The 11,595-nt window shown below is 68.5% G+C and carries 13 protein-coding genes; 1 reads left to right on the forward strand and 12 read right to left on the reverse strand.

The features are described from left to right. Positions 1 to 441, reverse strand: a 441-nt coding sequence (gene rplM / locus ACWF94_RS19905; protein WP_453489742.1) for a 50S ribosomal protein L13, incomplete at its 3' end; no start/stop codon positions are given. Between the two features lie 600 nt (positions 442 to 1,041). Next, entirely contained in the window at positions 1,042 to 2,664 is a 1,623-nt protein-coding gene (locus ACWF94_RS19910) for an ABC-F family ATP-binding cassette domain-containing protein (protein WP_453489745.1), read from the reverse strand. A 55-nt stretch (positions 2,665 to 2,719) separates the two neighbouring features. Between ACWF94_RS19910 and ACWF94_RS19915 the strand changes: the two genes are divergently transcribed. Then, positions 2,720 to 3,664: a hypothetical protein gene (locus ACWF94_RS19915; protein ID WP_453489747.1), complete on the forward strand. Its 945-nt coding sequence runs from the start codon at positions 2,720 to 2,722 to the stop codon at positions 3,662 to 3,664. Here the strand turns inward: ACWF94_RS19915 and truA are convergent. The 10 genes from truA to secY form a co-directional block, all read right to left on the reverse strand. After that, positions 3,635 to 4,519, reverse strand: a complete 885-nt coding sequence (gene truA / locus ACWF94_RS19920; protein WP_453489750.1) for a tRNA pseudouridine(38-40) synthase TruA — start codon at positions 4,517 to 4,519, stop codon at positions 3,635 to 3,637. The two genes, ACWF94_RS19915 and truA, sit on opposite strands and share 30 nt — an antisense overlap. A gap of 122 nt (positions 4,520 to 4,641) precedes the next feature. Then, a complete protein-coding gene (rplQ, locus tag ACWF94_RS19925) occupies positions 4,642 to 5,178 on the reverse strand; it encodes a 50S ribosomal protein L17 (RefSeq protein ID WP_453489752.1) in 537 nt (178 codons plus the stop codon). Positions 5,179 to 5,369: 191 nt separating this feature from the next. Then, positions 5,370 to 6,392, reverse strand: a complete 1,023-nt coding sequence (locus tag ACWF94_RS19930) for a DNA-directed RNA polymerase subunit alpha (RefSeq protein WP_003956430.1) — start codon at positions 6,390 to 6,392, stop codon at positions 5,370 to 5,372. A 240-nt stretch (positions 6,393 to 6,632) separates the two neighbouring features. Beyond that, positions 6,633 to 7,037 carry a 30S ribosomal protein S11 gene (gene rpsK, locus ACWF94_RS19935; RefSeq protein ID WP_003956432.1) on the reverse strand — a complete coding sequence of 135 codons (405 nt, stop codon included), beginning with the start codon at positions 7,035 to 7,037 and terminating at the stop codon, positions 6,633 to 6,635. A gap of 65 nt (positions 7,038 to 7,102) precedes the next feature. Next, positions 7,103 to 7,483 carry a 30S ribosomal protein S13 gene (rpsM, locus tag ACWF94_RS19940; protein WP_453489755.1) on the reverse strand — a complete coding sequence of 127 codons (381 nt, stop codon included), beginning with the start codon at positions 7,481 to 7,483 and terminating at the stop codon, positions 7,103 to 7,105. A gap of 214 nt (positions 7,484 to 7,697) precedes the next feature. Further along, positions 7,698 to 7,811: a 50S ribosomal protein L36 gene (gene rpmJ, locus ACWF94_RS19945; protein ID WP_003956441.1), complete on the reverse strand. Its 114-nt coding sequence runs from the start codon at positions 7,809 to 7,811 to the stop codon at positions 7,698 to 7,700. Positions 7,812 to 7,876: 65 nt separating this feature from the next. Next, positions 7,877 to 8,098 (reverse strand): translation initiation factor IF-1, encoded by a 222-nt coding sequence (gene infA / locus ACWF94_RS19950; RefSeq protein ID WP_003956442.1) that lies wholly within the window; start codon positions 8,096 to 8,098, stop codon positions 7,877 to 7,879. Positions 8,099 to 8,388: 290 nt separating this feature from the next. Beyond that, complete coding sequence (map, locus tag ACWF94_RS19955; protein WP_453489758.1) at positions 8,389 to 9,225, reverse strand: type I methionyl aminopeptidase; 837 nt, start codon at positions 9,223 to 9,225, stop codon at positions 8,389 to 8,391. Between the two features lie 196 nt (positions 9,226 to 9,421). After that, positions 9,422 to 10,072, reverse strand: a complete 651-nt coding sequence (locus tag ACWF94_RS19960) for an adenylate kinase (protein WP_453489761.1) — start codon at positions 10,070 to 10,072, stop codon at positions 9,422 to 9,424. Then, positions 10,072 to 11,391 (reverse strand): preprotein translocase subunit SecY, encoded by a 1,320-nt coding sequence (secY, locus tag ACWF94_RS19965; protein ID WP_453489764.1) that lies wholly within the window; start codon positions 11,389 to 11,391, stop codon positions 10,072 to 10,074. Before secY ends, ACWF94_RS19960 begins: the two co-directional genes overlap by 1 nt. Positions 11,392 to 11,595: the final 204 nt, after the last annotated feature.

Raw genomic sequence — 11,595 nt, forward strand, 5'->3', positions numbered from 1 at the left:
CTGCGCGACCTGGGTGATCTCGAACGGGACCGGCTGCTGAGCGGCGTGCGGGTGGTTCTCGCCCGCGTAGACCTTCAGCTTCGAGAGCATCTGACGGCCCAGGGTGTTCTTGGGGAGCATGCCCTTGATGGCCTTCTCGACCGCCTTCTCGGGGCTCTTGGCGAGCAGCTCGTCGTAGCGGACGGAGCGCAGACCACCCGGGTAACCGGAGTGGCGGTACGCCATCTTCTGCGTCCGCTTGTTGCCGGACAGGTGCACCTTCTCGGCGTTGACGATGATGACGAAGTCACCCGCGTCGACGTGGGGGGCGTAGATCGGCTTGTGCTTGCCCCTCAGAAGGGTGGCGGCGGTGGTCGCCAGACGGCCCAGGACGATGTCCTGCGCGTCGATGATGTGCCACTGGCGCGTCACATCGCCGGGCTTGGGGCTGTACGTACGCACGGTCGTAGCCTTCGCTTCTTCAGTGAGTGGGACTCCCCCGGCCCCTGAGGGCATGGAGAGCGGGGTCCTGACAAGGCCACCCGGACGATCACGACAGCCCTGGCGGCACACCGGGGACGCAACCCGAGTGCCTGCCGCTGGTCATCGGCCCGGCGGACCGGCGTAAGGGCCCCTCACGTGAGATAGAGCAAGCCAATACGCATAACGAAGCAGCAGCTTACCCGGGCACGCCCGGACGGGTCAAAACGCGAGGGGTTCCTCCGGACGGGAGTGCCGGGCGGGGGGTGCCGGAGCCGGCCCGGGGACGGAACCTGCCCCCCGGGGGTCCTCCGGGCCCACGGGGGCGGGACCCGGCAGCGGAGAGGTCCCAGGACGTCCGCGAGGTACGGCTCCCCCCGGGGGGCCGGGGCCGCGGAACGTACAGCATACCGTGATGTACGGGCCACGGCCCGACGGTCGGTATGCGCGAGCACCGCCCACCATCGCGAGCCGCCCGCTCCCGCGACGCCCCGCCCGATCGCCCCCGGCGAACCCCTGCCCCTACCGCGCCCGCGCGACCCGCCTTATCCACGGCGGCCCCGATCTCCGAAAGACGTGCCCCTACCGCGTCCGCGCGACCCGCCGCTCGTCCCAGACCGGGCCCGCGGTCTCGCGCACCACCCCGTCCGACCCGAAGACCAGATAGCGGTCGAAGGTCTTCGCGAACCAGCGGTCGTGCGTCACCGCGAGCACGGTCCCGTCGTACACCTCAAGACCGTCCTGAAGGGCTTCCGCCGACTCCAGGTCCAGGTTGTCCGTCGGCTCGTCCAGCAGCAGGGCCGTCGTGCCCGCCAGCTCCAGCAGCAGGATCTGGAACCGCGCCTGCTGCCCGCCCGACAGCTTGTCGAAGCTCTGGTCGCCCTGGCGCTCCAGCTCGTACCGCCGCAGCACCGACATGGCGCCGCCCCGGTCCCTGGCGTACTCGGTCCACAGAATGTCGACCAGGGTGCGCCCCAGCAGTTCCGGGTGGGCGTGCGTCTGGGCGAAATGGCCGGGCACGACGCGCGCGCCCAGCTTCCACATCCCCGTGTGCGCCACGGACGTGTCGCCCGCGAGGAGCCGCAGGAAGTGGGACTTCCCCGAGCCGTTCGACCCCAGGACCGCGACCCGCTCGCCGTAGAAGACCTCCAGGTCGAACGGTTTCATCAGGCCGGTCAGCTCAAGCTTCTCGCAGGTCAGCGCCCGCACTCCGGTGCGCCCGCCGCGCAGCCGCATCCGGATCTCCTGCTTCCGCGGCGGCTCCGGCGGCGGTCCCGCCTCGTCGAACTTCCGCAGCCGGGTCTTCGCCGCCTGATAGCGGGACGCCATCTCGTCACTGCGCGCCGCGTACTGCTGCATGTCCAGGACCAGGCGCTTGAGCTGCGCCCGCTTCTCGTCCCAGCGCCGCCGCAGCTCCTCGAACCGCGCGAACCGCTCCTGCCGCGCCTCGTGGTACGTGGCGAATCCGCCGCCGTGCACCCAGACGTCCGACCCCGCGGGGCTCGGCTCCACGCTGACGATCTTCTGCGCCGTACGGGACAGCAGCTCCCGGTCGTGCGAGACGAAGAGGACGGTCTTACGGGTCTCCTTAAGGCGCTCCTCCAGCCAGCGCTTGCCGGGCACATCCAGATAGTTGTCCGGCTCGTCCAGCAGCAGCACCTCATCGGGCCCCCGCAGCAGCGCCTCCAGCGCCAGCCGCTTCTGCTCGCCGCCGGAGAGCGTGCGCAGCTCGCGCCACTGGGCCTTCTCGTACGGAATGCCCAGCGCGGCTGTCGTGCACATGTCCCAGACGGTCTCCGCCTCGTAGCCGCGCGCCTCCGCCCAGTCGCTCAGCGCCTGCGCGTACGCCATCTGCGCGGACTCGTCGTCGACGGTGAGGATCAGCTCCTCGGCCGCGTCCACGGCCTGAGCCGCCGCCCGGATACGGGGCTGGGCCAGCGACACCAGCAGGTCCCGTACGGTCCGCTCGTCCCGCACCGAGCCGATGAACTGGCGCATCACCCCCAGGCCGCCGCCGACCGTCACCGAGCCGCCGTGGGGCCGCAGCTCCCCGGAGATCAGCCGGAGCAGCGTCGTCTTTCCCGCGCCATTGGCCCCGACCAGGGCGACCACCGCGCCTTCGCCCACCCGGAACGAGACATCCGCGAGCAGCACCCTCCCGTCCGGCAGGTAGTACTCCAGATGCGCGGCTTCGAGATGTCCCATCCTCCGATGATGAGGGCCGGTCCCCCGTACGGCCAACCGGTTTAGGATGCGCGACATGAGCTTTGGGCAGGGGGGGCCTCAGTGGGGGTCCGGCGGACACGGCCAGGATCCGTACAACTCCCGTCAGGGAGCACCGGATCCGTTCGATCCGTTCGGCACCCAGCGGGCCCAGTACACCGACAGCGACAGCACTCCCGACTGGGCGGCCCTCGCCGACGCCGCCGCGTCCCGCGCCCGCCGCAGACGCTGGCTGATGATCGGCGGCGGCGCGCTCGCGACCGCCGCGGTCGCGGGCATCGTGGCGACCGCGATCGTCACCTCCGACGACAAGGGGGCGAGCCCGTCCCAGAACACGGCGAACGAGCTGCCCGGCCCCCAGGACCTGCCGAGCGGCTCCGCCCCCGCCGAGCCGTCGTTCTCCTCGGTCGCCCCGCTGCCCCCGCCGAACCCCAAGGACTTCATCTCCAGCGAGAAGAAGGACACCGCCCCCCTGAGCGCCGAGTCCCTCTTCCCCGGCAAGAAGCTCACCATGACCGACCGGGTGTACGCCAAGGGCGCGACCGCCCGCACCGCCGGCTGCGTCGCGGCCACCCAGGGCGGGCTCGGCGCCGTCCTGAAGAGCAACGGCTGTGACCAGGTCTTCCGCGCCACGTACAGCAAGGACGGCATCGCGGTCACCGTCGGCGTCGCCGTCTTCGGCCAGGAGGCCGAGGCGAAGAAGGCGGTCTCGGCGACCACCCGGGGCAAGACGATCACCCCGCTGATGAGCCCGGGAGTGCCCGCCTTCTGCAAGGGCGGCCCGGTCTGCCGGTACACCGCCAACTCCTACGGCCGCTACGCCTACTTCACCGCCACCGGCTACACCAAGGCCAAGTCCGTCACCTCGAAGGACACCAAGGCGTTCCAGGCCGGCGACGACCTCGCCGAGTTCACCTTCCGGCAGATCGTGCGCCGCGGCAACGTCCAGGCGTCAGCAGCCGCCACCGCACCCGCCGGCTGACCCGGGCAGCGACCGCTTGTTGCGGGCCTCCCGGTTCCGGGCGGCGAGCAGTGCGTCGGCGGGATAGCCGACCTCCTCCAGGGTGAGCCCGTGCGGCCGTACGACATGGACCGCCGAGTCCCGTACGCCCGCCGCCAGCACCTTCGCGGGCCAGTCCACCGGCCGGTGCCCGTCCCCCACGAACAGCAGCGCCCCCACCAGCGAGCGCACCATGTTGTGGCAGAAGGCGTCGGCCCGCACGGTCGCGGTGAGGATCCCGGCCGCGTCCCGCTCCCAGGACAGCCGCTGGAGCGTACGGATGGTCGTCGCGCCGTCGCGCCGCTTGCAGTACGCCGCGAAGTCGTGCTCGCCGACGAGCCGTTCGGCCGCCGCGTTCATCGCGCCGACGTCCAGCGGCCAGTCGTGCCACAGCACATGACCGCGCAGCAGCGGATCGACGCCACCGGGGTGGTCGGTCACCCGGTAGGCGTACCGCCGCCAGATCGCGGAGAACCGGGCGTCGAACCCCGCGGGCGCCTCCGCCACCCGCCAGATCCGCACATCGCGCCCCAGCCGCCCCGCGAGCCGCTTCAGCAGCTTCTCCCGGTGCTCGGCCCACACCTCGCCCGGCAGATCGACATGCGCGACCTGCCCCCGCGCGTGCACCCCGGCGTCCGTGCGCCCGGCGACGGTCAGCTCGTACGTCCGCGAGGACCGCGTCACCGTACGCAGCGCGTCCTCGATCTCCCCCTGTACGGTGCGCCGCCCGCCGGCCTGCTTGGCCCACCCGGAGAAGTCCCTGCCGTCGTACGACAGGTCCAGCCGCACCCGTACGGGCGGCGCCACCTCCGCCGCCTCCGCCACCTCATCACTCACGTCTTCGATCCTCTCAGAGCCCCCTCAGGGCCCTCTCGGGCCCTCTCGGAGCCCTCTCAGGCCCTGTACACGCGGAACGGGCCCGCTCCCCCGAAGGGAACGGGCCCGCGCACAGCACGCGATCAGGCGTCCTTGGACTCGGCCTCCGAGGGCTTCGCGTCCTCGACCGGAGCGTCCTCGACCGGAGCCTCGGTGTCCTTGGAGAGCGCATCCTTCTTGGGGGCGTCCTTCTTAAGGGCGTCCTCCTTGACCGCGCGCTTGGCGGCGGCCTCGGCCTCGGCGACGGTCGCCTTCTTGGCGATCTCGCCCTCGACCAGCTCGATCACGGCCATCCGGGCGTTGTCACCACGGCGGTTGCCGATCTTGGTGATCCGGGTGTAGCCACCCGGGCGCTCGGCGTACCGCGGGGCGATCTCGGTGAAGAGCGTGTGCACGATCGCCTTGTCGGTGATCGTCTGGAGCACCAGGCGACGGTTGTGGATGTCGCCCTTCTTCGCCTTGGTGATCAGCCGCTCGGCGACCGGACGCAGGCGGCGGGCCTTGGCCTCGGTCGTCGTGATGCGGCCGTGCTCGAAGAGCTGCTTCGACAGGTTCGCGAGAAGCAGCCGCTCATGCGCTGCGCTGCCGCCCAGACGGGCACCCTTGGCGGGCTTCGGCATGGTGTTTCTCCTTGTGTGCTGCACCGGCCGTATCAGGTACCGGTGTCAGGACCCCGCAGGCGGACGCCTACGGGCAGTGGGTGCGCCCCGTCAGGGGCGCGGGGAACTGCGCGAACAACCACAACGGACGCGCAGGGGCCCACCGGGCTCGGCCGCCACGGCCTGGACCCCGCGCACCCCGCCGGGGGCGACTAGTACTGCTCGGTCTCCACGAAACCCGCATCCGCGTCGTCATCCGCACCGAACGCGTCCGCCGCGGCCGTCGGGTCGAATCCGGGCGGGCTGTCCTTGAGCGCCAGGCCCATACCCGCCAGCTTCGCCTTGACCTCGTCGATCGACTTGGCGCCGAAGTTGCGGATGTCGAGCAGGTCCGCCTCGGAGCGGGCCACCAACTCGCCCACCGAGTGGATGCCCTCGCGCTTGAGGCAGTTGTAGGAGCGGACCGTCAGCTCCAGCTCCTCGATCGGCAGGGCCAGATCCGCGGCGAGCGCGGCGTCCGTCGGCGACGGGCCCATGTCGATGCCCTCGGCGTCGATGTTCAGCTCGCGGGCGAGACCGAACAGCTCGACCAGGGTCTTGCCGGCGGAGGCCATGGCGTCACGCGGACGCATCGCCTGCTTGGTCTCGACATCGACGATCAGCTTGTCGAAGTCGGTGCGCTGCTCGACTCGGGTCGCCTCGACCTTGTAGGTGACCTTGAGCACCGGCGAGTAGATGGAGTCGACCGGGATCCGGCCGATCTCCTGGCCCACCTGCTTGTTCTGGACGGCGGAGACATAGCCGCGACCGCGCTCGACGGTCAGCTCCATCTCCAGCTTGCCCTTGCCGTTGAGCGTGGCGAGGACGAGGTCGGGGTTGTGCACCTCGACACCGGCCGGGGGCGCGATGTCGGCGGCGGTGACCAGCCCCGGGCCCTGCTTGCGCAGGTACATCACGACGGGCTCGTCGTGCTCCGAGGAGACGACGAGCTGCTTGATGTTGAGGATCAGGTCGGTGACGTCCTCCTTGACGCCCGGCACGGTGGTGAACTCGTGCAGGACACCGTCGATACGGATGGACGTGACGGCCGCACCCGGGATCGAGGAGAGGAGCGTACGGCGCAGAGAATTGCCGAGGGTATAGCCGAAGCCGGGCTCCAGCGGCTCGATCACGAACCTGGAGCGGTATTCGTCGACGACCTCTTCGGTCAGCGAAGGGCGCTGAGCGATCAGCATGAATGAATCCTTCAGTCGGGGGCGCCCGCTATTTGACGCCCGACATATGTCTTACAAGGGTACGGGCGGTACGCCCCGAAAGAGGCGCCCCGCCCGAACACTTTTCAGCTCAAACGCCGTGACACGGCAGACGCGGAGCGTCAGACGCGGCGGCGCTTGGGCGGACGGCAGCCGTACTGCGGTCATGTGGGGGGCGACCCCCACACCCCCAGCAGGGCACCACCCTGGCCGTAGCCCGCGTCAGACGCGGCGGCGCTTGGGCGGACGGCAGCCGTTGTGCGGCGTGGGGGTGACGTCCTGGATCGAGCCGACCTCCAGGCCGGTGGCCTGGAGCGAGCGGATCGCGGTCTCACGGCCGGAGCCGGGACCCTTGACGAAGACGTCGACCTTGCGCATGCCGTGCTCCTGCGCGCGGCGGGCGGCCGACTCGGCGGCCATCTGCGCGGCGAAGGGGGTGGACTTGCGCGAGCCCTTGAAGCCGACGTGGCCGGCGGAGGCCCAGGAGATCACGTTGCCCGAGGGGTCGGTGATCGAGACGATGGTGTTGTTGAACGTGCTCTTGATGTGCGCGTGGCCGTGAGCGACGTTCTTCTTTTCCTTGCGGCGCACCTTCTTGGCAGCGCCCTGACGACCCTTGGGGGGCATCTAAATCTCCTACAGGGAGGTGGTCGGTCCTACAGCGAAGACCGCGGATGAGTGTCCGCTGTGGACTACTTCTTGCCCGGCTTCTTCTTACCGGCGATCGCGCGACGCGGACCCTTGCGGGTACGGGCGTTCGTGCTGGTGCGCTGGCCGTGGACCGGCAGACCGCGACGGTGCCGCAGGCCCTGGTAGCAGCCGATCTCGACCTTGCGGCGGATGTCGGCCTGGATCTCGCGGCGGAGGTCACCCTCGGTACGGAGGTTGGCGTCCACGTACTCGCGGATCTTGACGAGGTCCTCTTCGGCCAGGTCACGAACGCGGGTGTTCGGGTTCACACCGGTGGAGACGAGAATCTCCTTGGACCGGGTGCGCCCGATACCGAAGACGTAGGTGAGTGCGATCTCCACACGCTTTTCGCGCGGGATGTCGACACCGGAAACGCGTGCCATTCAATGGCTCCTGTGTTTTCGGGGGTCTTCCGCAGTGCCATTCCCTGGCCGCCGACCGCGCTTCGGAAAAGCTTCCGGAGAAACGGTGGTACGTCCGGGTCCCCGGCCCCCGCCGGAGGTGTCGCCGACCCTGTGCGGGCTGGGCGGACTCTGCGTATGTACGAATTGCTCGCGTCGCGCGAAGAACTGCGAAGGTGCAGGTGGTCGGTGTACGTCAGCCCTGGCGCTGCTTGTGGCGCAGGTTGTCGCAGATGACCATGACCCGGCCGTGACGGCGGATCACCTTGCACTTGTCGCAGATCTTCTTGACGCTCGGCTTGACCTTCATGGGATGTCAGGTTCTTCCGGGTCAGTGCCGACACCCCGTTTCCTAGAGCGGGGTGGCGACAAGATCTACTTGTATCGGTAGACGATCCGGCCACGCGTCAGGTCGTACGGAGACAGCTCCACGACGACCCGGTCGTCCGGGAGGATTCGGATGTAGTGCATCCGCATCTTGCCGGAGATGTGCGCGAGGACCTTGTGACCGTTCTGAAGCTCCACCTTGAACATCGCGTTCGGGAGGGACTCGATCACGGTGCCCTCGATTTCGATGGCACCTTGCTTCTTGGCCACGCTTCGCCCTTCGAATCGGCTACCTTGATCAGCTCCCGTCCTCCGTCAGTGACCACGGAAAGTGGACACACGGATACACGAGAGCCGACGCATCAGTCTACGTCAGGCCATTCGAAAAGACGAATCCCGGGAGTTTGCCCACTCACGAAGATCGTTACGCAGGCGACTCCCGGCCACCCGCACCGAACAGCCGTACGATTCACTCTTTCGGCTCAACCGAGCCGCCCACCGGAGCCGCTCATCCGAGCGGGTCGGCCGAGCGGGTCGGCCGAGCGGTCCGCCGGCCCCACTCACCCCAGCGGGTCGGGCGCCGCCGTGATCCCCAGCTCCGCGAGTCGGGCCCGGCCGCAGTCGGGGGCGGTCAGGACCAGCGGGCCCTCCTCCGTCACCGCCACGGAGTGCTCCCAGTGCGAGGACCAGGTGCCGTCGGTGGTGATGACGGTCCACTCGTCCGAGAGCACCTCGGTACGGGGCGTACCGAGCGAGACCATCGGCTCGATCGCCAGACAGAAGCCGGGGACCAGCCGGGGGCCCTTGCCGCGCTTGCGGGAGACATAGTTCAGCAGATGCGGGTCCATATGCATCTCGGTGCCGATGCCATGGCCGCCGTACTCCTCGATGATCCCGTATCGCCCGCCACCCGGCTTGGGCTGGCGGCGGATGAAGGTCTCGATGGCGCGGGAGACGTCCACCAGCCGGTTGCCCGGCTTCATCGCGGCGACACCGGCCCACATGGACTCCTCGGTGACCCGGGACAGCTCGATCAGCTCGGGGGCGTGCCCGTCGCCGATGAAGACGGTGTACGCGGCGTCCCCGTGCCAGCCGTCGATGATCGCGCCGGCGTCGACGGAGAGGATGTCACCGTCCTTGAGGACGGTCTTGTCGTCGGGGATGCCATGGACCACGACCTCGTTGACCGAGGTGCAGATGGTCGCGGGGAACCCGCCGTACCCCAGGAAGTTCGATTTCGCGCCATGGTCGGCGATCACCTTGCGGGCGACCTCGTCCAGGTCCCTGGTGGTCGCTCCGGGGACGGCGGCCTCGCGGGTCGCCGCGTGGACGGCGGCGACGACCAGCCCCGCCTCGCGCATCTTCGCGATCTGGTCCGGGGTCTTGATCTGCACCATGGCCTTGTCCTGCCCCTTCTTCGCGGCTCGACCGCCGCCGCTGTCACGGAGGCGGTTGCCCTCCGCTGCTCCCTCGATTATGGGCCGATGCGCCGAATGACGTATCGGCTGCCGTGCCGCGCTGCCGTGCCGGCCCCCGCACGCGGACGGCCGCGATGCCCTGGGGACACCGCGGCCGTACGTCCGGGAATAACCGCTACTGCTTCTTCAGGGCGTCCATCGCGCGCCGTGTGACGTCCTGGACCTTGCCGAGCGCGGAGATCGTCACCACGAGGCCCTGGCCCCGGTAGTAGTCGATGATCGGCTCGGTCTGGGTGTGGTAGACCTCCAGGCGCTTGCGCACGGTCGCCTCGGAGTCGTCGTCGCGCTGATACAGATCCCCGCCGCAGGTGTCGCAGACACCGTCCTTCTTGGGCGGCGAGTAGGCCACGTGGAAGACATGGCTGGAGTCGTTGCGGCAGATACGGCGGCCCGCGATCCGCTTGACGACCTCGTCCTCCGGGACCTCCAGGTCGAGCACCGCGTCCAGCGTCATGTCCTCGGACTTCAGCATCGCGTCGAGCGCCTCGGCCTGCGGGACATTGCGCGGAAAGCCGTCCAGCAGAAAGCCGTTCACGGCGTCCGGCCGGTCCATCCGGTCCTTCGCCATCCCGATGGTCACCTCGTCGGGGACCAGCTCTCCCGCGTCCATATAGGACTTGGCCTGCCGACCGAGGTCGGTGCCTTTGCTGATGTTGGCGCGGAAGAGATCACCCGTGGAGATGTGCGGGATCGAGAGGTTCTCGGCGAGGTACGCGGCCTGCGTACCCTTGCCGGCACCAGGTGGACCGACGAGGACGATTCTCATCAGCGGAGGAACCCTTCGTAATTGCGCTGCTGGAGCTGGCTCTCGATCTGCTTCACGGTCTCCAGACCCACACCCACGATGATGAGGATGCTCGTCCCGCCGAACGGGAAGTTCTGGTTCGCGCCTCCGAAGCCCGCCAACGCCATCGTCGGTACAAGAGCAATCAGACCCAGGTACAGCGAGCCCGGCCAAGTGATCCTGTTGAGCACATAGCTCAGGTACTCGGCAGTAGGTCGACCAGCCCGGATACCCGGGATGAAGCCACCATACTTCTTCATGTTGTCCGCGACTTCCTCGGGGTTGAACGAGATCGCCACATAGAAGAAGGCGAAGAAGACGATCAACAGGAAGTACGCGGTGATGTAGTAGGGGTGGTCACCCTTGACGAAGTACGACTCGATGAAGGTCTTCCAGCCGGAACTGCCGCCGGAGAACTGCGCCACCAGCGCCGGGATGTAGAGCAGCGACGACGCGAAGATGACCGGGATCACACCCGCCTGGTTCACCTTGAGCGGGATGTACGTGGATGTCCCGCCGTACGACCGCCGCCCGATCATGCGCTTCGCGTACTGAACAGGGATACGACGCTGTGCCTGTTCCACGAAGACGACCAGGGCCACCATCACGAAGCCGACGAGGATGACGGTGCCGAACTCGATCCAGCCCTTGGCGAGCGTGCCGCTCTCCTTGATGGCCCACAGGGCGCCCGGGAAGCCGGCCGCGATCGAGATGAACATGAGAATCGACATACCGTTGCCGATGCCCCGGTCCGTGATCAGCTCACCGAGCCACATGACGGCCGCGGTGCCCGCGGTCATGGTGATCACCATGACGACGATCGTGTACATCGACTGATCCGGGACGATCTCGTTGGCGACCCGGCAACCGCTGAACAGCGCACCGCTGCGGGCGGTGGCGACCAGACCGGTGCCCTGGAGGACGGCGAGCGCGACCGTCAGATACCGGGTGTACTGCGTGATCTTCGCCGTGCCGGACGAGCCCTCCTTCTTGAGGGCCTCCAGCCTCGGGATGACCACGGTCAGCAGTTGAAGGATGATGCTCGCCGTGATGTACGGCATGATGCCGAGCGCGAAGATGGTGATCTGCAGCAGTGCGCCACCACTGAACATATTCACGAGGCCGAACAGGCTGTTGTTGTTCTGCTGCGCAGCCTCGACACAGATCTGTACGTTCTGGTAATCGATGCCCGGCACGGGAATGTGCGCCCCGAGGCGGTACAACACGATGATGGCGAGCGTGAAGAGCAGCTTCTTGCGCAGGTCGGGCGTCTTGAACGCCCGGGCGAACGCGGTGAGCACGGTGCCTCCTGCGACCCCCGCGCTACTGCGTCAGAGGTGACGGTATTGAGGATCGACGAAATTCGACATGTACGTATCGGGCGATCCGTACGATCCCCGTCGGGGCGGACCGCACGGTACGAGGGCAGAGCCCCCGCGTCATTACAGCAACGGTGCACGCCACCTTACCGGCGTCCACGCCCCCCTAGGAACGACCGACCGGGG

This window comes from Streptomyces sp. NPDC055078, assembly GCF_053607985.1.